This window comes from Vibrio sp. 10N.286.51.E5, assembly GCF_041469125.1.
GTDB lineage: Bacteria > Pseudomonadota > Gammaproteobacteria > Enterobacterales > Vibrionaceae > Vibrio > Vibrio crassostreae_C.
Window position 1 is genome coordinate 1 of the sequence record NZ_JBFRJZ010000054.1, and the last position, 22,073, is coordinate 22,073.

17 protein-coding genes and 2 pseudogenes are annotated in these 22,073 nt (G+C 44.4%); 7 read left to right on the plus strand and 12 right to left on the minus strand.

All coding sequences use genetic code 11. From position 1 onward, the window contains the following. The first annotated feature begins 951 nt into the window (after window positions 1–951). Both AB4161_RS18460 and AB4161_RS18465 read left to right on the plus strand, forming a co-directional pair. Window positions 952–1,608, plus strand: a complete 657-nt coding sequence (locus AB4161_RS18460) for a 2OG-Fe dioxygenase family protein (RefSeq protein WP_372083845.1) — start codon at window positions 952–954, stop codon at window positions 1,606–1,608. Next, window positions 1,592–2,827, plus strand: coding sequence for a cysteine desulfurase-like protein (locus AB4161_RS18465; protein ID WP_372083847.1), 1,236 nt, complete (start codon window positions 1,592–1,594; stop codon window positions 2,825–2,827). The genes AB4161_RS18460 and AB4161_RS18465 overlap by 17 nt, the downstream gene beginning before the upstream one ends. A gap of 175 nt (window positions 2,828–3,002) precedes the next feature. Here AB4161_RS18465 and AB4161_RS18470 read toward each other — a convergent pair whose 3' ends face one another. Then, window positions 3,003–3,674 carry a type 1 glutamine amidotransferase domain-containing protein gene (locus AB4161_RS18470; RefSeq protein WP_372083849.1) on the minus strand — a complete coding sequence of 224 codons (672 nt, stop codon included), beginning with the start codon at window positions 3,672–3,674 and terminating at the stop codon, window positions 3,003–3,005. A 213-nt stretch (window positions 3,675–3,887) separates the two neighbouring features. Between AB4161_RS18470 and AB4161_RS18475 the strand changes: the two genes are divergently transcribed. Together AB4161_RS18475 and AB4161_RS18480 are read left to right on the plus strand one after the other, a co-directional pair. After that, window positions 3,888–4,772 carry a LysR family transcriptional regulator gene (locus AB4161_RS18475; protein ID WP_372083850.1) on the plus strand — a complete coding sequence of 295 codons (885 nt, stop codon included), beginning with the start codon at window positions 3,888–3,890 and terminating at the stop codon, window positions 4,770–4,772. A 347-nt stretch (window positions 4,773–5,119) separates the two neighbouring features. Next, window positions 5,120–6,370: a diguanylate cyclase gene (locus AB4161_RS18480; protein ID WP_372083851.1), complete on the plus strand. Its 1,251-nt coding sequence runs from the start codon at window positions 5,120–5,122 to the stop codon at window positions 6,368–6,370. A 132-nt stretch (window positions 6,371–6,502) separates the two neighbouring features. On the opposite strand, the gene AB4161_RS18485 is transcribed toward AB4161_RS18480, so the two are convergent. Then, window positions 6,503–7,327 (minus strand): DUF2797 domain-containing protein, encoded by an 825-nt coding sequence (locus tag AB4161_RS18485; RefSeq protein ID WP_029235797.1) that lies wholly within the window; start codon window positions 7,325–7,327, stop codon window positions 6,503–6,505. Window positions 7,328–7,630: 303 nt separating this feature from the next. On the opposite strand from AB4161_RS18485, the gene AB4161_RS18490 reads away from it, so the two are divergent. Beyond that, a complete protein-coding gene (locus tag AB4161_RS18490) occupies window positions 7,631–8,926 on the plus strand; it encodes a GGDEF domain-containing protein (protein ID WP_372083852.1) in 1,296 nt (431 codons plus the stop codon). A 254-nt stretch (window positions 8,927–9,180) separates the two neighbouring features. Here AB4161_RS18490 and AB4161_RS18495 read toward each other — a convergent pair whose 3' ends face one another. The 3 genes from AB4161_RS18495 to AB4161_RS18505 all read right to left on the minus strand — a co-directional run bounded on the left by AB4161_RS18495 (window position 9,181) and on the right by AB4161_RS18505 (window position 13,409). Continuing rightward, complete coding sequence (locus AB4161_RS18495) at window positions 9,181–10,551, minus strand: DASS family sodium-coupled anion symporter (protein ID WP_017059762.1); 1,371 nt, start codon at window positions 10,549–10,551, stop codon at window positions 9,181–9,183. 196 nt (window positions 10,552–10,747) lie between these two features. After that, on the minus strand, window positions 10,748–11,548 hold the full coding sequence (locus AB4161_RS18500; RefSeq protein WP_372083854.1) for a vancomycin high temperature exclusion protein: 801 nt from the start codon (window positions 11,546–11,548) through the stop codon (window positions 10,748–10,750). 172 nt (window positions 11,549–11,720) lie between these two features. Then, window positions 11,721–13,409: an NAD-dependent malic enzyme gene (locus tag AB4161_RS18505; RefSeq protein WP_372083855.1), complete on the minus strand. Its 1,689-nt coding sequence runs from the start codon at window positions 13,407–13,409 to the stop codon at window positions 11,721–11,723. 183 nt (window positions 13,410–13,592) lie between these two features. On the opposite strand from AB4161_RS18505, the gene AB4161_RS18510 reads away from it, so the two are divergent. Together AB4161_RS18510 and AB4161_RS18515 are read left to right on the plus strand one after the other, a co-directional pair. Then, on the plus strand, window positions 13,593–15,971 hold the full coding sequence (locus tag AB4161_RS18510) for a helicase-related protein (RefSeq protein WP_372083857.1): 2,379 nt from the start codon (window positions 13,593–13,595) through the stop codon (window positions 15,969–15,971). A gap of 203 nt (window positions 15,972–16,174) precedes the next feature. Then, the gene (locus AB4161_RS18515) at window positions 16,175–16,552 is read left to right on the plus strand and encodes a hypothetical protein (RefSeq protein ID WP_017059766.1); all 378 of its coding nucleotides are present in this window, start codon (window positions 16,175–16,177) and stop codon (window positions 16,550–16,552) included. Window positions 16,553–16,718: 166 nt separating this feature from the next. On the opposite strand, the gene AB4161_RS18520 is transcribed toward AB4161_RS18515, so the two are convergent. From AB4161_RS18520 to AB4161_RS18550, 7 genes and pseudogenes are all read right to left on the minus strand, one after another. Further along, the gene (locus AB4161_RS18520; protein ID WP_017055177.1) at window positions 16,719–17,822 is read right to left on the minus strand and encodes a phosphoribosylaminoimidazolesuccinocarboxamide synthase; all 1,104 of its coding nucleotides are present in this window, start codon (window positions 17,820–17,822) and stop codon (window positions 16,719–16,721) included. A gap of 327 nt (window positions 17,823–18,149) precedes the next feature. After that, window positions 18,150–18,557, minus strand: coding sequence for a SulA-like leucine-rich domain-containing protein (locus tag AB4161_RS18525; protein ID WP_017055178.1), 408 nt, complete (start codon window positions 18,555–18,557; stop codon window positions 18,150–18,152). A 350-nt stretch (window positions 18,558–18,907) separates the two neighbouring features. After that, window positions 18,908–19,096, minus strand: coding sequence for a hypothetical protein (locus AB4161_RS18530; RefSeq protein ID WP_017059767.1), 189 nt, complete (start codon window positions 19,094–19,096; stop codon window positions 18,908–18,910). A gap of 165 nt (window positions 19,097–19,261) precedes the next feature. Then, window positions 19,262–19,699, minus strand: a pseudogene (locus AB4161_RS18535) (hypothetical protein); the annotation flags it as partial. Window positions 19,700–19,779: 80 nt separating this feature from the next. Continuing rightward, window positions 19,780–20,347, minus strand: a pseudogene (locus AB4161_RS18540) (tetratricopeptide repeat protein); the annotation flags it as partial. A 118-nt stretch (window positions 20,348–20,465) separates the two neighbouring features. Next, complete coding sequence (locus AB4161_RS18545) at window positions 20,466–21,155, minus strand: DUF2786 domain-containing protein (RefSeq protein ID WP_017059769.1); 690 nt, start codon at window positions 21,153–21,155, stop codon at window positions 20,466–20,468. A gap of 209 nt (window positions 21,156–21,364) precedes the next feature. Further along, a complete protein-coding gene (locus AB4161_RS18550; protein WP_372083859.1) occupies window positions 21,365–22,048 on the minus strand; it encodes a DUF3334 family protein in 684 nt (227 codons plus the stop codon). Between the last annotated feature and the right edge of the window lie 25 nt (window positions 22,049–22,073).

A 22,073-nucleotide genomic window follows, 5' to 3' on the forward strand; every position in this document is an offset into this window, starting at 1 on the left:
CAAAGTATGCTCCCGCCCTGCAGTCCAAGGTGAACTGAGGCATTGTATGGGCACTTTGTGGTGTGAATGAAATTATTACAAAAAATGGTTTAATTTTCAGTTGGTTAAATTACTCCAGTTACGTTTCGGAGCACTAACTTGTTAGCTAAAGATCTTAAAACAATGTGATCACTAAGCGACCAAGTCTTATTCTAACTACACAGCCATTATCGTCTTACCTATGACCTGAAGCTTCGTCCATTGCTCTGACCTATTTCAAACGTTTCATACTCTTGGTTGCCTGAAAACACTAAGTAAACTCCTTTCTCAATACCCAATTCAAATTCTTCACATAAACCAGATCATTAATGCATATTAGGTGTGCATCGTTTAAATCGGAGTGTTTTCGTGACTGAAAGGTCAGTGAAGCTGCTGCGTGAAAGGGATCATATTTATTTAAGGGCGGCCGAGTTCCCCCCGAACTCGACCCGTTCCAGACGCGCAAGCAAAGGCGTTTGGTTTCTGGATTAGTCATAAGTTAACCAATTTCAGTTTGTTGTGTAAATAATCAATAGCTTGGCAACTGATAGGTAGGTCGTATTTCGCTATGCAAAATCATAGAAATGAATGATGGTGAGCGTGATACCTGAACTCATGCAAGGAGGCTGGCGTATTGAAGTAAAAGGGCTGACACAATATGAAACATCACATATCAGTTAATAATATCGTTAAATTTGAATTTTCAGGGGTTTATAACTACCTAGTGGAGTGTGCTAGTTTTAAGAGTTGGTCATCTTTTATTCTGGTGTTATACACTGCTTTTGAATTTCAAGTTAGATTTAGTGTCTGAATTATTAAATCTGACGGGATAAATGATTGTTTAATGTTGATTTGGCAAGATCTTCAAGTATCCTTTGTGTAAATAAAACGTTAAATATCGAAAGTTAATTAACAATCATTAAGGAGTCGATGATGTTACATGCTCACGAAAATACCCTACATATTACCCACCTCAGTAACCACGCAGTTGAGGAGTTGTCACCGTCATTCTCTAAGCTTCCAAGCACAGAGCATGCGGATGGTCAGTTTCGATTGAGAAGGTACTCGGTGGTTCAATTCAGTAATGGACAAGTCGTAGAGCTAGACAAACATAACTTTGTTCAGTCTGAAGACATTAATCACTTTCAAGGTGACGTTGTTCGCCAATTCGAACCAATTGAAGCACCCATTCTAAGCAGCCAAGGCATGCAAGAGATGTGTGAACTGTTTATTGAAACCAACGGGCTTGAAGACGGACAAGAAATCGAAATCCACCAAATTCGTATCGCTGCCATTTATGAAGAGACGCAGGTTGCGCCAGAAGGCGTGCACCAAGATGGCTTCGACCACATCGCGTTAATTGGTGTGAACCGTCATAACATTGTGGGTGGCGAAATCATGCTGTACCAAGATTCCCATGAAGCGCCATTCTTTAGAAAAGTGCTTGAAGACGGTGAAGTCGCAATGTTGGCCGATAGCAAGCTTTGGCACAACGCACAGCCGATTCGTACCATAGACCACGATGAGATGGGCTACATGGATGTGTTTGTTCTAACGGCTAAGGATGCGCGTAATGTCCTTCACTCTTAATCATGTGCGCCAGCAGTTTAGCGCGCTAGGCCAATACCATAACGGTAAGCCGGTGACCTTTTTTGATGGGCCGGGTGGCTCTCAGGTTCCTGAAAATGTTTTAGCATCCATGACGGAATACCTAGGGCACTTTAATTCAAACCTAGGCGGTCATTACTTTTCTAGCCAAAAGACTACAAGCTTAATGCAGCAAGCAAGAGAAGCGGCGCAAGCACTGCTTAATGCGGAGTCTTCTGGTAACGTTGTGTTCGGTGCGAACATGACATCTCTGACCTTCCAACTTAGCCGAGCGATCAGCCGCGATTGGAAAGAGGGCGATGAAGTTATCGTCACGGCGTTAGACCATTACTCAAATGTATCGAGCTGGCAGCAAGCGGCAGACGACAAAGGCGCGATAGTTCGCCAGGTTCGTGTCGACGAGTCAGATTGCAGTTTGGATATGGCGCATTTTGAGTCACTGTTGAACGAGAAAACCAAGCTTGTCGCGGTGACGTTTGCTTCGAACACGACTGGCTCTATTGTCGACATGGCAAAAGTTATTGAGCTTGCACATCAGCATGGTGCGCAGGTTTATGTCGATGCCGTTCATTACGCGCCACATCACTTGATCGATGTTCAGCAGCTGAATTGTGATTTCTTAGCGTGTTCAGCGTATAAATTCTTCGGCCCGCATGTGGGCATTGCTTATGTTGCACCTCAATGGCTACACACGTTAAAGCCTTACAAGGTTGAGCCTGCAACCAATATTGGCCCAGGCCGTTTTGAAACAGGTACGCAAAGCTTTGAAGGCCTTGCAGGTGTGATTGCGGCGGTAGATTACTTGGCGCAATTCGGTGAGCCAACCGACTCATTGCGTTCTCGTTTAGAGCAAAGCTACGCGCTTTATAATAAGCATGAAAGCCAGCTCAGTGAGTACTTCCTTAAACGCTTGTCTGATCTTGAAGGGGCAAAGCTTTACGGGAAAACAGAGTTTGATTCGAACCTAAGAACGCCAACCTTTGCGGTTACCTTTGAAAACCATTCTCCAGAGTTCATCGCCAAGAAGCTGGGTGAACATAATATCTGTGTGTGGAACGGACATTTCTACGCATTAGGTTTGGTGAAACAGTTGGGTATTGAAGAGCAGGGCGTGGTGCGTATTGGTTGTATGCATTACAACTCGATTGAAGAGATCGACTTGCTGTTCAATGTGCTTGAAGGGATCTTGCGAAGTAATTAGCGAGAAGCCATTAGCAAGAAGTAATTAATAAGAAGTCACTTGCCTTTGCTGTTTGTGCCTTTAGATCGAAAAAAGAGCATGCTTCTCTCAAGAGTATTGAGTAGGAAGCATGCTCTTTTTATTTGATTGAGCTTATTTGAACAACGCCAGTTATTCGAATAAGCCCTTGATTTAACTAAGACAGGTGCTTAACCAGAGTTGCACCTACAGCGTGCGCGCTGGTTGGGTTTTGGCCAGTAATCACTCGCTCATCAACAATCACAAGCTCTTGCCAAGGTTGAACCTTGTTGAAACGCGCTGCGCTGCGAGCAAGAGACTCTTCCAGTAGGAACGGAATGTCGTTGATGGTGCCAAAGTCGATCTCTTCTTCACGTGTAAAGCCAGTCACCGATTTAGAGCTTAGTAGCTTCTCGCCGTTGCTTAAAACAATCGGAAGCAGCGCCGCAGGGCCGTGACATACTGACGCAATCACACCACCATCTTCGTAATGCTTAGCCGCAATCGCTGCGAATTGCTCGTCGGTTGCTAAGTCAGAAAGCAAACCGAAACCACCTGGGTAGAAGATAGCATCGTAGCTTTCTGCATTAATTTGGCTTACTGGAATCGTATTGTTGATACGGTTCTGGAAGTCATCATCAGCCAAGATATCAGCGCTAACCACATCTCCTTCAATATCCGTTCCGTAGAGTGGGGCTTTGCCACCATTGATAGAAGCGATGTCGTATTCGAATCCAGCAGCCATGATCTCTTTCAGAGCGTGGGTTAGTTCTGGAGCGTAAGTACCGTTCGCTTGGTCTGTATCGCCAAGTGTTGCGTGGTTAGTTACTGGAATTAGTATTTTTTTCATGATTCATCCCTTTGAGCTGCTGTTTTTTTATTTAGAAACGATGCCTGTAATTAGATGCTGACGCTTTTCGTTAAGCGCTAGGTATCGTGTTGTTACTTAGCTATCGCCGTCTTGTTGTATCTAATACTAGTTCCAAACCAATTAGGTGATAATATACTAAACAGGCAAAACATTGTTGCTATATAGCAAAGATAAGATACGGGTAGATTAAGTATGGACAGCTTTGAAGGTATTAATGAGTTTGTTGCGGTAGCCGAGTGTCACGGCTTTTCTGCAGCAGCAAAACAGTTGGGTTGCAGTACTAGTCATGTCAGTCGCCAAGTTTCAAGGTTGGAAGAGAGAGTTGGCGTGGCGTTGCTTGCGCGTTCAACACGGATGGTGAGCCTGACCGAATCGGGTCATACCTATTATCAGCAGTGCAAAGACTTGGTCATTGGGCTTCAGCAAGCGAACGAGCAAGTGACTTCTCAGCAGACTCAGCTTAGCGGTACTTTGCGTGTGAGTGCGGCAGGCGCGTTTGCAGAAAATCATGTCGCGGCGGCGCTGATGGAGTTTGCCAAAGATCATCCTGAGCTCACTATAGAAATGAATTTCAATACCAAGATGGTTAACTTCATCGAAGATGGCATCGACTTCGCCATTCGTTATGGTCGATTAGACGATTCAGGGCTGGTGGCAAGAAAGCTCGTCGATCGCCCGATGGCGGCGGCAGCCAGTAAAGACTATATAGAGCAATTTGGTACGCCCACTCATCCTGAGCAGTTAAAAATGCACAGCTGTATTATCGCCAACAGTGATCAGTGGCTGTTTGAGAAAGAGGGAAAACCGTTAAATGCGGTACGAGTACATGGACGCTGGCGCAGTAACAATTCGAGCGCAGTACTGAAAGCATGTGAAGAGGGGCTTGGTGTTGTCTACCTTCCCAAAAGCAGTTTCAATGGCAGTCTTAGCAATGGAAAACTCGTCCCTGTGTTAGAAGAGTATTGGGGAGCGGGCACAAGCAGTTGGATTGTTTATCAGAACCGTCGTTTTCTTCCACAGAGAGCACGGTTAGCTATCGACTTCTTAGTCTCATATTTCTCTGATTGGAATGAATAGTTCGTAGGTTTAAAGAATAGTGCGCAGGTTTAAAAGAATAGCGAACAGGATTTGAAGTGGTTGGGAGCGGATTCTTTCATCAGTTCAAGGCCAAAAGTAGAAAAAGATAATGGTTACATTGGTATAGGTTATCTATTTCTGTTTTTTTGACGCGAATAATGGGATTGAGATGCTTGTCTACTTTTACTAACTCGTGTTAGCAATTGAGTTGTAGAGAAGGCCGCAACAGTACGATATACTAGATGGCATATTAATGTCCCTAGCGCGTGATAGATTGTGTGGAAGCGTTGGCAGGATGTGTTGTTATGCTCCAGTTTATGAAGTGTAGCTAGAGTGCGGAGTTGGCAATGTCTTCAATAAATTTCGAATCCACGTACGGTGTAATAACTATTCAAGATATGAATGTAGTGAGTGTTGACGCTAACTATGCTCGCATCTATGGATACCAATCGCCCGAAGAACTACTTTCTAATATCGATAGCTTTCTAGATCTAATCTCAGAAGATTATCATGTTCTCGCCTATCAAAATTACCTTGAAACGGTCAGTGGTCAACGCGACCCTCAGGTTCACACCTATACCAATGTTGATCGCAATGGCAGAGAGTTCACCGTGTTTTCTATCGACCATGTGACGGAGTGGCAGGGAAGACCTGCACTGCAAGTCACAGTGATCGATCTTTCCCCTGCGATTCAGTTGCAAAATGCGGTGCGTGAGCAAGATAAGATGTATCACGACATGATCATGCAATCTGGGCAGGGCATCTTGGTTCACCGAGATTTCAAGCCGCTGATGGTTAATCAATCTTGGGTCAACATGCAAGGCGCTGCTTCCATCGAGCAAGTATTAGAGCTGGACTCTATCCTTGAACTGGTACCAAAACAGAATGCCGATGGCATCAGCAAGCACTATCACGCGATCGTATCAGGGGAGTTGTCAGGTACTAGTACCGTGGTTGAAAACATTGGCTTTGACGGCGTTCATCGGTTCTTCAATATTTACGACAATGCGATTACTTGGAAAGGTCAGCCAGCCGTTCAGGTTGTGCTCGAAGATGTGACTCAAAAGGTGATGCTGGAAAAGCAGTTGGTACACCAAGCGAACTTCGATGAAATGACCGACTTACTTAACCGCAGAGCGATTTACGAGTGGCTGAGAGAGCACCTTGTCTCTGAGACTCACTTAGTGTGTATGCTGCTTGATATCGATGACTTCAAATCGATCAATGATACCTACGGGCACATGGTGGGTGACGAGGTAATTTGCGCATTGGCTGATATTACTAAGCGTAATGTTGAGGCTGTGGGCGGTGTCGCAGGTCGATGGGGCGGTGAAGAGTTCATTGTATTTATCCCTAATGCGTCGCCTCAGATTTCGCGTCAAGTGTCTGATCAGATCCGAGAGCAGTTTAATCAAACCGAATTTAAGATTGATGAGCACGTTCGCTTTAATGTGAGTGTGAGTATCGGCGTGAGTGATAGCCAAGCCTGTGAAGACGGTGTCACGATTGATGCACTCGTGAATTTAACCGATCAATCTCTCTATCGCGCGAAAGCCAACGGCAAGAATTGTGTAGACGGAGATGTGGTTGCGCTCTAACGCCTAAAATCGTCATCGAAAGCGAATAGGATCGACAACGAAAAATGCCCTCAAGTCATCACTTGAGGGCATTTTATTTTTTGGCTATTCACTAAGCGCTTCTAACTATAAGAAACGTTTAAGTTCTACAAGTTATGCAGACACTTCCACTTCGTAAGAGCCAAATTTACGGATGTTAATCACGCCCGTATCTAAGATTAGGTATTGGCCTTTAATACCTTGCAGCACACCAGATACTTCAGGGTTCTTGTCAAAGTTGTGCGACACAATCTTCACTGGGTGCTGTTCAACTGGGTAGCTCAATGAAGTGATGTTTTCGCTCAGAATCTCGATAGCATCATCACCAAACTTCGCTCTGATCTCTTGGATTTTATCCTCAACCAATGGCAAGAGTTCTTTGGCTTTTTCTACCAATTCCATATCGTCGCCGTCGCCTTTAAGCAGCGTGCGCCAGTTGGTTTTGTCAGCAATGTGCTTTGCTAACTCAACTTCGATCAGGCCAGAAATCTGACGTGTTTTTACCTTCAAGATAGGCAAACCTTGAGTCGCGCCTTGGTCAATCCAACGGGTAGGGATTTGAGTGTGACGAGTGATACCTACTTTTAGGCTTGATGTGTTCGATAGGTAAACGAAGTGATCAACCATGCAGTTCTCTTCACCCCATTGAGGCTCGCGACACGTGCCTTCATCGTAGTGACAAGTCTCTGGCTTCATGATGCACATGTCGCAGCTTGCTAGCTTTTTCATGCACACAAAACAGTGGCCTTGAGAGTAGCTCTTCTTAGTTTTCTTACCACATGAGCAGCAAAAAATATTGCCGGTGTGAGTGAGGTTGATGGTTTTACCAATCAGAGGGTTTAGCTCTACAAACTCTTCGCCTACAGGCAAACGGTAGGTAACCGCGCCATCAAGGGAAGCACTCATCTTTTTGAGTGTTCCTTTTGCTAATAAAGACATGACATTACTCGTTCTATTTTGATTATTATTTCGTCGACTCGATTGCGCTGTGAGCAGGCAGTACGGTTAACGATGATTATGCGATGAGTATAACAAATAGAGCCTGTTTTTATACGCAATATTACTTGATTCTCGCCGTGAATAATCAACAGAAAATACATGCATTAAAATATAGTATGACATTTTGTTCGGGCGTGATATAACGTTTTTTAGTGATTTATTGGTATTAAGATCACTAATTTATCTAACTTGTTTTTTATCGTGAAATCCCAACTATAGGGATATTAAGCAGGAAGCTTAGACGTGAAGTGGATCCATAAGATTGTTATCTTTCTTGTTATCGCAACGCTTGCCATTGTGCAGTATTACCGTGTGAGCGGAAATCGTGTGATAACGGCAATTACCCCTGATAAATATGAATTTATCGCGACCAGTGATCAAGTTGATAGGGGAGTCAGTACGTCCCAGTTATCCTATGAAAATGGACAGTACACTCTCGATTGTGAACTTAAAGAATCTGAGTATCCTTGGCCTTACTGCGGCTTATCGATTCGTATCGATCCAGATATAACCACAGGTCTTGACCTTTCCCAGTATCACACTTTTAGAGTGAACATCGATTACCATGCTGAGGCTGACTCAAGCGGCCGTTTGAGAACCTACCTACGTAACTATAACCCTGCTTATTCAGTTCCGGATAACGAGTACACACATAAGTACAACGGGATGGAGTTTTCTCCGGGCGTTGATGGTGGTGTGATTGAGATTCCGATCAAAAACCTGCAAGTAATGACATGGTGGTTAGCTGATAACGACATTGCGCTAGAGCACTCAGCACCCGAGTATTCGAATGTGAATATGGTTGAGTTTGCTACCGCATCTGGTGCGAAGCTTGGCCATCATAGAATCGTTATCCGTAGCATCGAGTTTGAAGGCTCTTACATCACAGGCGAGAGCTTGTTCTTAATCTTACTGTTTGTTTGGGTGGGGACGGGCACCGTGTTCTTGATTTCAGAATTGCACCGTTCTAGGAAACGCATGGTGATTGTTGAAAAGAGACACAACCATCTAAAGAACGTCAACCGAGCATTGAGAGAGCAAAACTTTGAGTTCTCTGAAAAGGCCCATCGCGATGAATTAACCGGAATACTAAACCGCCACGCGATTCGTGATTGGTTGAAAATGCAGTCACAACATGTGAAGCAAGGGCATGGCAAGCTGGGTATGTTGTATCTCGATATCGACTACTTCAAGAGCGTGAATGACAAGTACGGACACCAAATGGGTGACCACATCTTACGTGAGTTCAGCATGGTGGTGGGCAGTTCGATCAGCGCTACTGACAAGTTGGTGAGGTGGGGTGGTGAAGAGTTCATTGTTTTTTGCCCACAGACTGATCTTGGCGAAGCACAAAGAAAGGCCGAGAAAATCCGACTTTTAGTCAGCCAGCACCTTTGGGTTCATGGCGATCCACTGACATGCAGTATTGGTGTAGCCGAGATGAAGCAAGAGCGAGTGACAGAGACCATTGCTCGCGCGGACGAAGCTTTATATCAAGCAAAGCATTCAGGTCGAAACCAGGTGATCTTGAGTCACTAATCTGAAAATTGTTTTGATGAGTTTATAAGCCACACGTGCATATGTGACGTGTGGCGTTTTTATGGTTCTTCTCCCAAAAGCCAAAACAAAAAAGGTGGCGCGGGGCCACCAAAAGGGAAAGCGTTTCTTGTTTTTATATGCCCGTTCAGTGCTTGCTTACGCTGAACGGGCATTTTTGTCTTGGTTAAACCGGGGGAAGTTCAACCAGTTTAGGGGAGCATTCCTGTAAGCATGCGCTTATAGAACGTTAGTGTTTACCAGAAGATCCAAGCGAACAGAGTCAGAACTAGGATACAAACTAGGTTCAACACCATACCGATTCGCATCATCTCTTTCTGCTTGATGTGACCCGAGCCAAACACGATTGCGTTTGGTGGTGTTGCAACAGGAAGCATGAAGGCACAAGACGCAGCAACAGCGATCAGAGCAGACAAGATAACTGGCGACATACCAAGTGCTTCAGCGATGGTTGCGAATACTGGCACCAGAAGTGCTGCACTCGCTGTGTTACTCGCAAATTCCGTTAGGAATACCACGAACGCTACCACGGCTAGAATCGTAAGCAGTACGCCAGCTGTTTCTAAAAATCCGCTTAGTGAGTGTGCTAGGAATACGCTGGTTCCTGTCGCTTTCAGAATGTTACTTAAACAGATACCGCCACCGAACAGGATAAGAACACCCCAGTCCGTTGTCTTCTCGACGTCTTTCCATTCCACCGCTCTAGAAGCGCCAAGCAGTACAATTGCGCCAATCGCTACCAAGCTATCAAATTTAGAGAATCCGCCAATCATTGCGTTGATTGGTTTACCGAATATCCAAAGCGTTACGGTTAGAAGGAAGATAGACAGTGTGATTTTCTTGCTGTTTGTCCATTCAACTGGGGCATGGTCTAGCTCGAATTTGTGGTCAAGCTTTGGCTTAGTCATCACGTAAAGAATAATCATCGCGATTGGCAGTAAGATCATTGAGATTGGAAGACCTAGCGCCATCCACTCAGTAAAGCTCAAGCCAACTTCTGCAGCGGCGATTGCGTTCGGTGGGCTACCCACTAAGGTTGCGATACCACCAATCGATGCACAGTAAGCGATACCCAGCAGTACGAACACGTACGTGTTGCGGTCTTCACTTTGGTCAACTTTGTTCATGATGCCAAGAACAAGGGGAAGCATCATTGCAGTCGTTGCTGTGTTCGAAATCCACATCGACAAGCCTGCACTCACACCGAATAGCATGAACACCGCCACCGACATTCTGCCTTTTGCAATCAGCAGAACTTTGTCGGCAATCGCCTTATCGAGCTCTTGCTTGTTGAGCGCAGCAGCAAGGGCAAAACCACCCATGAATAGGAAGATGATTGGGTTCGAGAAGTTCGCTAATGCAGCGGGCGTATTGAACACACCAAACAAGACAGCCAAGAGTGGAACGAGCAGAGCGGTGATGCTGACATGAATAGCTTCGGTTAACCATAGAACCGCAACGAACACGAGAATACTCAAACCAGTATTGACTTGTGATTCGAAAGGAAGGGTGTTGAGCAAGAGTGCGAATAGCGTGAAATTACCAATTAATATCATGCTGTTGCGGGTGAACAACCAGTGTTTCAGTGTAGTAACAAGTGCCGTCATAAGACGCTCCTTTTGTTATCCTCGTTTTATTGGTGCACGACTTCATTGAGTCATGCTTATTATTGTCGAGGTATATAGCTTGATGTAGGGTCAGACTTTGTTGGAAGAATGTTACTCAAGTTAATAAAGGAGTGTTGGTGTGTTTTTGCTTAACAATGGGGAAGTGTGAGGCAACAAATTCAAAATGTGTAGTTTTCTACACATCGGTCTCTGCTGGGTCTGCAATCGGGCTTTTTGTAGGGTCTACAACAGGGGTTACAGTGGGGTCGGTGATAGGGTTTGGGATCGGAAATGATTCCGGTTTTGGACTCGGTTGAATCGGCTCTTTAGGTCCAAGGAACTTTGGCGTTGTCCCCATAATATACAGATCAAGGAATGCTTTGGTGCGCGCAAACACTTCACGCAAACGTATTGAGCTTCCCGAGTGATGGGTTGGTCCTGAAACCGCTAAACACTGCGCGTGAATATCGTAAGAATTGGCGATGAATAACGCTCTTTCACAGTGGAATTTTTGAGTGATGATCAGAAAGTTATCGGTATCGAATATCTTTTTGGCGCGAACAATCGAGTCTAAGGTTCTAAAGCCTGCGTAATCGAGGTTAATGCGTTCATCGGGTACACCCGCTTTCAGCAAGTCGCGTTTCATCGTCCACGGCTCATTGTAAGAGCGATGAGCGTTATCACCACTTAACAGAAACTGGTCGACTTTTTCACGGTCGAACAGCTCAATCGCGGCTTCGATTCGGTGCTTATAATAGTCGTTGAGTGTTCGACCCAAATATTTGCTCGTGCCAAGCACAACGGCGACCTCAAGCTCGGGCACTTCATCTATATCGTTGATGATGCGATCTTCCGCTTGCCATGAAACCCAATAATCGATCGCAATAACCGCAGCGCTGCCTACTAAGAACACGAGGAAAGCGCCAAACAGAAAACCTTGCAGTTTTTTGTAAGCTTTTTTTATGTAGCTACGGATAATGTGAGAATCAAATTTCACTCTCGGTATGGTCCTTTCACTGAGCATTAATTTTTGAGTGCTCGATAATACCAAATAAAAATGAGAAAAATCAGTTAAAAAGACAAGACAGTTTAAAGAAAAAAGCCCCTGCAATTGCAGAGGCTCATATAAGAGTCGTTAACGCTCTTTATTCCAAGCGCAGTACGCTTTATTAGAATGCCGTGCGCTTGTAGCGACGGTAAACTGGCTGCCAGAAGTGCTGGTCAATCGCTTGTTGCAGTGCTTCTTCAGTGATCTCTAGAGCAACGCCCTGTTCAATCGCCTTTTTACCTACCGCAAGAGCAATTTTCTTAGATACCGTGTGGATCTCTTCCAATGGTGGAAGTAGAGCACCTGTGCCATTGATTGCTAGTGGAGAACACGTAGCAAGTGCACGGCTTGATTCCATTAGCATTTCGTCAGTGATGCGTGAAGCATTCACAGCCAATACACCAAGGCCAATACCTGGGAAGATGTAGCTGTTGTTACACTGAGCGATTGGGTAAGTTGTGCCGTTGTGAACGACTGGCTCAAATGGGCTACCTGTCGCAACAAGTGCTTGGCCATCAGTCCAACGAATAATGTCGTTTGGCGTCGCTTCAACACGGCTTGTTGGGTTCGACAGTGGGAACACGATAGGGCGTTCACTGTGTAGGTTCATCTCTTTGATGACTTCTTTGCTGAATAGACCTGGAGCACCAGACACACCAACCAATACGGTTGGTTTCGCGTGGCGAACTACGTCTAGTAGAGAGAAACCAGTGCCATCGCTTTCCCAGTCTTTGGTGTTTTCGTTGGTTTGAACCAGACGCTGTTGGAAATCAAGCAGGTTTTGCATGCCTTCTTGTAGCAGACCCCAACGGTCAACCATGTAAACTTGAGAGCGAGCTTGTGCATCGCTGATACCTTCAGACACCATTTGGGCAATGATAGCTTCAGCAATACCACAACCTGCAGAACCCGCACCTAAGAAGGTGATACGCTGATCTGACAGTTTGCTGTTTGCTGCTTTACATGCTGCAAGTAGAGAACCAACCGTTACGGCAGCTGTGCCTTGGATGTCATCGTTGAAACAACAGAGGCGATCTTTGTAACGCTCAAGCAGTGGCATTGCGTTCTTTTGTGCGAAATCTTCGAACTGAACTAGTGCATCAGGCCAACGGCGTTGAACCGCTTGGATGAACTCTTCAACAAATGCATCGTAGTCAGCACCTGTGATACGAGGGTGACGCCAGCCCATGTACATTGGGTCTGCAAGACGTTGAGGGTTGTTTGTACCCACATCGAGCACGATAGGTAGCATGTAAGCTGGGCTGATACCGCCACAAGCTGTGTACAGTGCTAGCTTACCAATTGGAATACCCATGCCACCGATACCTTGGTCTCCCAAACCAAGAATACGCTCACCATCCGTAACCACGATAACTTTAACGTTGTGGTTTGTCGCATTGTTCAGTAGGTCATCGATACGATCGCGGTTCGGGTATGAGATAAACAGACCACGGCCACGACGGTAAATATTTGAGAAGTTCTCACATGCTGCGCCAACCGTTGGCGTGTAAATGATAGGCATCATTTCAGAAATGTGGTTTTGAACTAAACGATAAAAAAGTGTTTCATTAGTGTCTTGGATGTTACGAAGGTAGATATGCTTATCCATATCACTTTCGAAGTTACAATATTGCTTGTATGCACGTCCTACTTGCTCTTGGATTGTTTCGGTCGTTTCCGGTAACAAGCCTTCAAGGTTGAAAGAACTGCGCTCTTCAGCAGAGAATGCGCTGCCTTTGTTTAGAAGAGGTGTACTTAGTAGAGCAGGACCAGCATAAGGGATATATAGAGGGCGTTTATCGTTGTTCATTGGATGCCTAATATGGGAGAAAGGGTAACTAAAAAATGATAACGGTTTAGTTATTCAATTGTAAATAGTTTCTCCGCGATCTGAGCAAACAAAATGATATTCTTACCTCTGTCCCACACTTATCGAATTTCAACACGATAATTCGTTATACTTTGCTCACACTTTTTCGCTACTCGCCATTTTATGTCATTACTTCCCATCGATGCTTATCAAAACGTATTCCACGAACAAATCGCTAATTCTCACCTTGTCGTAGAGGCGGAAACCGGATCAGGTAAATCAACGCGCCTGCCACTTTGGGCCTCTCAACATGGACGAGTGTTAGTGGTGGAGCCAAGACGCATCGCGTGTACATCACTGGCTAAATATCTCGCGCAGCGATCAGGCGAGAAGTTGAGTAGCAAAGTGGGCTATGCGATTAAGCTTGAGTCGGAATACAACGAGCAAACTAACGTTGTTTTTGTGACGCCCGGTATCGCGCTGCGTTGGTTATCAGAAGATGGATTAGCTAGTTTTGATGTGATCGTGGTGGATGAGTTTCACGAGAGGCGCTGGGACATTGATCTGCTGGTGGCGATTCTGAAACAAAAAGCGAGCCATCGTTTGGTGATCACTTCAGCAACCATTGAGGGTGAACGCCTTGCTCATTATTTGGATGCGAATCGCATAAGCTGTGAAGGGCGAACCTATCAAGTTGAGATTGAGCACAGAGCGAATGAATCCAGAACACTGCCTGATATCCGACATCTAGAGCAGCGTATCGTGGAAGAAGTTAATCATCAGTTGATCGCTTCTTCTGGCGATATGTTGGTTTTTCTACCGGGTAAAAAAGAGATCGTGCAATGCGAACAAGCCTTAGCGAAAAATCCAGATATCCAAGTTGTTAAATTGCATGCGTCGGTCAGTGATACAGAGCGAGATTCAGCGTTATCGGGTCGGAATATCCATACTGAAGGTAATGGTTTGAGAAAGGTCATCCTTGCGACTAACGTTGCAGAAACCTCATTAACCATTCCTGACATTGGCGTGGTGATAGATTCAGGATTAGAGAGACGCACCGTTCAGCGTAATGGCAGAACCACACTGATGCTTAAATCCATATCACGAGCGAGTGCCAAACAACGAGCTGGCCGCGCGGGTAGGGTAATGGACGGCGTTTGTGTGCGTCTATATGGAGAGCATGCGGCGTTAGAGTTAGTCACACCGCCTGAATTGCAGCGTGAAGAGCTGACCGAACCTATGTTGGCCGCAGCATGTTGTGGATCTCCGCTTGAGAGCTTGTCCTTCCTTGACCCTATTCCAGAGAAATCACTCAACAGTGCAACTCAAACCTTGCTGACGATGGAAGCGATTAACGCCGACCATCAAGTTACCGAGCATGGTAAAAAGCTGTATCCGTTGCCGATTGATGCTTTGTATGCCGATATCGTTACTCGAATCAAAACCAAAGCATTAAAAGAGGCGATGGTTGATCTCACTGCGGCGCTGTCCGTTCCTGCTCGCTTGTATCAGTTACCAAACAATGCAGAACATCTTGAAGCGCTCGCGCAACAAGAGAAGGAAGGGTGTGATTTAAGCCTGTTGATTCAGATTGTGCGCGGTCGAGAATATCCGCATTTAGACATCGACCAACAGGCTCTGAATGAAGCTCAAGGATTGGCGAAGCAAATGCGGGAGGTATTTGAACTTCCTCAGCTAGAAGTCGCGTCACGTTTCCAACGCATTGAATTGCTCAAGACCATTGTGAATCTGCATCCTGAACTGGTGTTTGTGCGCCGACTGAAAAGGAAAGAAGCCTTTGCCAATGGTGTTTTAGAAGTGGTGCTCGGTCGTCAGAACCGTTTCCCTGATAATGCACAAGCGATGTTGGTGTTGGATACTCACAGCTTGCCGGGAAGAGGCGTTAAGCAAACACTGACCTTAGCGACGGTCACGACACCCATTCCTCTTGAGCTTCTCATTGATGCTGAACTAGGAGAGTGGGAGCAAGGCGAAACCGTTGTGAATGATGATGGTGTTTTTACCGAGATGGCATTGGTGTACGCAGGCCGCACGATTACAACCAAACTCGTCGCCGCTGAAGGGCAACTATCGTTAAAACCTATCGTCGACCTTGTGTTAAATGGAGAGCAGCTTCCCGGTTTTGCAAAGGCTCGCACTCAAGAAATCAAACACTGGCAGTTGTATGTGAAACTTGGTCTCGATGAACAAACTAAATACACACCAGAAATTGAGAACATTAACTTTGAGCTATGGTTTATAGAGCAGCTTGAAGTACTAGGTGTTACTGATGTCAGCGAATTGGAAATGTTCGATCATGCAGACATACCGTTCGATGGCATTCCAACTTGGCTCTACTCAGAATTTTCGGAAAAATACCCGTTTGCATTGAGCCTTGCCGACTTGCAACTCGATGTTGAATACTTGCCCGCAAGAAAGCTGATTTACGTCCATTATCAGTCGGGTAGCCGAAAGTTATCGCCAAAACGTTGGGAGCTACCGACATGGTCTGGTTGGCGTATTCAGTTCAAAAAAGCGAGTCGAATAATTGATATCAAATAGATGGATAAGTTTTATCTCTAAAATATTAATCAAATAGATGCATATATGATTTTTCAGTGCTTATTTTGTTACAAGTTTGATTTTTATATGCCTTTTTAACCAATCAAAAGGTCATAAAAGACTATTCTTCTATATCCTATTGCTATAAAGAAAGAGTTGATAGATATTGAGTATATTGTGTTGCCAAAGTGTCGGGGGACATCATGGATAAACAGGAAGAGACGCGTGTAGAGTTCGATTACACAACATTTCTTGGCGCCTCATGCAGTAAAAAATGGACTTTTCTGGAAGCACTCACCACAATTGCGCCAGTGTTCAGTACCGTCTGGCGAGATAGCATTAAAGAGTTGGGCACCCCAGAGGATCGTTTATGGCAGATGGCATTGAAATCAATGTCGACGCGTAAAAGTGATGAGTCGAACATTGTTACCTTACTCAAGCTCGCTAAGCTGGAAGGGATCAATGAGCTCAAAGTGGTGATGCCATATTCACTTGAAGAAGAGCAGATCGAGTATATTGAATCGCGCAGTCATTTAGTGATTGCGGGTAATTCTGGAGAAGAGTTCACGATTAAGCTGTAACTTCAGCTCGCCTATAATCTCTCTCGAGGAATAGTAAAAACGTACACGTAAAAAGGGCCTCAAATATTGAGGCCCTTTTAGTATCTAAAACTTGAGTCTACGAGCTTATTAGCTTTCGAGCTTTTTATTTTGAGATTAAGCGATTAAGCAATTAGCAATTAAGCGACTAGTCGATTAGACCATAGTCAGCGCGCAGTACATCGATGATCTCTTGCTTAGGATTTTCGCTCAGTACGATCTCCGCACCTGTGATTTTCGCTGCGATATCAAGGTAAGTGCGAGACAGAGACATTAGAGAATCCAGTGGAAGTTCATTGTCACGAGCCAATGCTTCACGTTCTGGCATACGCTCTTTATTCAAAAGAATGTCGGCATCAGGGAAGTAGTTAAGCAAGAACTGACGGAAGCCTTCTTTTGAATTCTCAACGATGTTGCCGTTGTTATATTCCTGAGTATCCCAAATGCGAGATGAATCTGGAGTACCGACTTCGTCCATGTAGATAAGCTTTTCTTTGCCTTGAGCATCGTTGACGTAGCCAAACTCAAATTTGGTATCAACAAAGGTTTGGTCTACTTTTGCTAGCGCTTGGCTGATTACGTTGAAGCCTTCTTTAAGAAGTTTTTCGTAATGCGCGATGTCGCTTGCTTGAGTAAAGTTGAATGCTGCGAAGTTATCTTCGATGTTGTTGCGTGTGATGTTCACATCGTCAGCTTCTGGAACGCCAGGAATACCTTTCAGAATCCCTTTTGTTGAAGGCGTGATCAGTAGCTCAGGCAACTTCTTGTCTTTCTCAAGGCCTTCAGGCATCTCGATACCACAGAATTCACGTTCGCCGTTTGCGTATGCACGCCACATTGAACCAGTGATGTATTGACGACAAATCGCTTCGATCATGACTGGGCGAGCTTTTTGTACAATCCATACGAACGGGTGAGGGATATCAAGAATATGACTGTCAGCAAGTCCGTTGTCTTTAAACAATTTGAACCAGTGGTTAGAGATAGCATTCAGAGCCGCTCCCTTACCTGGAACACCTTTAAGATTCCCTTCACCACGCCAGATACAATCAAATGCAGAGATACGGTCACTGATCACCATGATTGCTAAAGGCGCATCTGGTGCTACATCGTAGCCTTTCTCTTTAATTAGTCGTTGGCTATCTTCTTCAGTTAACCAGTAGACCGAACGAACCTTGCCACTGTGGACAGGTTTATCAGTACGGATTGGTAGGTCATCATTTACGGCAAGAACTTGATCAGCAAGGCTCATTTAGACATTCCTATCTTTTATCAAACGTCATACAGAGAAGTGCGGTGTGCACATGATTAGACGGGCATTATACCCAATCTACCATTTGCTTCCAGAGAAAAAGCAAACGATTGCTAAATCTGTTGTTTAAATAAAAACCCCCGCCTAACAATCCGCTAAAAAATGGGCGAATTGTAGGGCAGGGGAAGGCAGTATGTTTGGACTGTGTTTTGGCGAATTGTTTCTTAAGTTAAATTAAGTTTGTTAGCTAAAAGATTAAGCTATGTTTGTGGACCATGTTTTTGAGCCAAAATGTTATTAAGCCAACATGTTATTAAGCAAGGTGGCTTAGTGAATACGCTCTGAATTTGCATCCATAAAGAAGACTTCACATTGAAAGCGTAACCCTAATGTTCTTAGGTACTGTTGGCTGAACTGATCAATCGATGCACTTGCAACAATCGCGCTCGCATTCTTAGAGCGGATTGCTTTCTCGACAGTCTCTACCTCAGTCATTTGATGAGAGGCTTTCATATGAATAACGCGGTCGCAGCAAACATTATGTTGCTTAAGCTGCTTAGCCGATGGTCTTGGTGTTTGAGCCGTAAACAGTAACCACTGATGTTGATTGGACAGCAACGCCATTCTTGCAAACAACGCTTCCTCGTTTGAATTTTTGCTTTTACGAGAAACTGATGTAAATGCGCAGTGAACTAGCGGGCTAGAGTGTTGTGCTTTAACGTGTGCTTGAATCATTTTGCTGTCCTTATATACATGCTGTATGTGTATACAGTAGTTTTAGTTGCTTATAAGATCAAGCGTTTTTTGCGGGATTATTGGACGATTTCGTCTGAGGTTATGGATGGTAAATGATTAAATCATTGAAAGTATTCGATAAATTAAATTTGAATGAATCTGCTGTTTTGTATCATAAGTTGAATAAATGTGAGCTTTATACAGGTGTATACACTGGTTTTTGCAGAAAAGTACTGTATATACCTGTATAGAAGAGAGAACAAAGAAGAAAGAAGAAAGAAGAAAGAAGATCTAAAACCACAGGCACAAAAAAAGCGCCTTAGGCGCTTTCTTATATTTCACGGTGTTGCTTATCTCAATGTCGCTTGGGAGAGTTTTGCTCTCATTTCCATTTCACCAATATTGAACTGGCGAACATCAATGGTTGCAATATCATTGCACTCGTTACATGCATGATGACACTTACCATCTAGGTAGTCGTGCTTTTTAACTAGGCTTGGCTTTTTGCACCAATCACAAACGCCTTCTATTGTGAACATATTCTCTCCTCACCTGTTTAAGTCAGGTGTATTTTCGGCGCAAATTATGACACAAGTAAGACCCATTAGTTAATAGTTTGTTACCCGTTTTTGAGAGGGGGATCGATTGCAACACCAATAAAATCGATATCTTTGAGATCTAGGAAAATGAAGATGTGTGTTTGTTTACGGTTTTGTAACATTTTGTAAAGTGGTTTTTAGCGCATTGTTCAAACGTTTCATTTCTTCGTCACATCCGTGACCATCTGGATGGTAGATCTTTGATAGCTGTTTGTATCGGATCTTGATGCTTTTCTGGTCGGGGATTGAGCTAGGTGTGTAGCCAAATAGCGCGCAGGCCACCTGCAAATTACTCAGACCTTTGCTGTTTTTCTGCTTCTTCAATTCGTGGAACATAGTGTGCAGCTGGCGTTTTTGCTGCTTAATCGTAAGGTCCTTCGAGCTAAGCTGCGCTTCAAGTGATTGTTGTTGCTGTCGCGAATCACCCGACTTTAGAGCTTGTCTTTTTCTTGAGATAACGAGCGTCGCAATAATGCTGATGATTGAAATCAACACGGCCAACGCAGCACCAATCATATAGTCAGAGCTAGTTAGGTTAGAACTGGAGAGGTTAGAGCGTGATGCTTGGTTAGATTGAACGTGCTTAGATACCCCCTGACTGGTGTCTATTTCAGAGTCGATGCTGTCATCGAGCTGTTCTATTGAAGAGATCTGTTTTGCACGTTGCTGGTTGAATTGTGCTTCCAAAATGCGGTTGTAGCCCTCTTCTGCTTGTGGATTATCTTTTAAGGCTGCTTCATACCATAGCTGCGCTTTATCTAATGGTTGAAGGAGGTCTTGTTCTAGCGAGGATTCGTAGAGTTTTGCTACCTCGATAGGTGCGCGCTGGTTACCTTGCAACGCCGCTTTAATAAACCATTCCAAAGCAAGCTTGTTACTTTGTTCAACACCTGTACCAGCCAAGTACCATTCACCCAGTCTAAATTGCGCGTTTGGGTTGCCGTTTTCTGCTGACTGCGTGTACCAATACAATGCATCACTGGTGCTAACAGGAACGTCGACACCCGATTCATAAGCTTGAGCCAATTGGTATTGAGAAACTGGATCTTGAGGTTGTGATTCTAGTGAAAATTCATCACTGCTCGCTGCGTGCACGAAATGTGTGGTGGACAACGGTATCGTGGAAAAGATGAGGGCTAGAAATAGAGCTCTAAGAAATGATGAGGGGGGAAAATTGGACACGATAAACAATGGGACCTCATAGTTAAGTCTAATACGATATGTGGTTGTCAATTAAGTCGTATCTTCTTCGGCGAGTGATACGACTAAAGTAATCACTATCAATACCCTAAGCCAATGTGCATCGGCTCTATGATTTAGTTATCTTTTTAGCTGCCTGGGTACCGCCAACTGGTCGATTAACAGACAATTTACGACCTTTCTTCAAACCAACTTCATAATCGGCGGTGAGGTTTTTCATCGCTTCTCTCAGTTGCTGCTTGAACGTTTCACGGTCGATATTTTTGAATTCTTTATCAATGTAGTTATTGATCTTGTTGTTTGATTCGTCGTCGGGAGTAATGGTTGGTAGCTTTTCAAGCGCACCTTCAACCCAGCCTGAAACAAACGAGTTCACGCGGCGTGTCACTTCTAAGGACCCTGTGCCAGAGCCAGCAAAGCTATTTCTGAATTGGCCGGTGTGTTCATTCAGTTCACGATAAATGATATCGAAAGCGAACGCTGCGAAGATCGCGCGGTCGGCTTCACCAATGAACTCAACACGCTTGAGGCCTTTATGATTCAGCAATACGGCTTCTACGCCAAATTTGGTGTTGATACCGCGAATAACACGCAGCAGTGTAGAACTGATATTTGCAGGTAACAGGTGACTGGACTGAGTTTTCCCCATCTTGATAAATTCAATATCGTCTTTTTCGAGACCATATTTCAGCATCAAGTTATGCGCCATTTTTATCGCATTGGCAGCTTCATTGACGTTCGCAGAATTTCCAAGCTCAAGACACTTGGCAATTTTCTTTAGGGCTTTTTTCTTATCCATCGACAATTTAATCAGTACCGCAAATTTTTAAAAGTCCAACATTTTACATGTTTTCGCGGGTAACAGAAAGGCAAAACTGGTTTGATGAACAAGGAAGGCGGTGAACATTGAACTGCATGAGCCCAGTTGGCGGTAAAAACAAAAACGCCATCAAGCGTATTGATGGCGTTAGTGACACGTTTTTTCAATATGTCTAGAGCATTCGTAAACTAGATACCCAGTTCATCGAGTAGATCTGCCGCAGAATCATTGCCAGAGCTTTGAGCTGGCTTGTTCGCTTCTTGCATTTTTTTCTGAGTCGCCTCAAGAATGCTATCTGGACATTCGTCTTCTGCGATTTCAAATTCTTCTAATTGAATGAACTCAGTCTTATCCATCGCAAGCTCAAGGTAGAAGATGTTGTTATTAGCGGTAGAGAAGGTCACACGACGAGCTTGTGGACGGTCGAGATTGGTATCAACAGAAAGGTTAACTTGCTTGTTCAGAGCCAGCATTTTCGGTTGGTTTTGTGTGATGTTGGTTTGCAGCTCTTTGCGGATTTTATTGGTGAAATCGCCAACTAATTGGTTCATCAACTCACCCAATACATCACCCACTTCGTCTGAAGTATGAAGCACAGCAAGCTCGTTTTCAGGCATGCCCATATTGCGCATGTAATTGGTGTAGATCTCTAGCGTTGCTTTGGACGTAAAATTAATAACAACGAGACCAGAAAAGCCGCCGTCAAACAGAACGAAGCAACCAAAATCTGGCTTTAGGCTTGTCTTGTTGATCTTTTGAACCATGGCTGAATAGGACACCTGAGAAGCCGTCGCTGAAGTCAGTACGCTTGAGACTGATTGGCATAGTTTAAGAAGGATATCTTCAGTTGTGACTGTTTTGTTTTTTTTCATTGTGATGTGCTCGTGGAGATGTCTT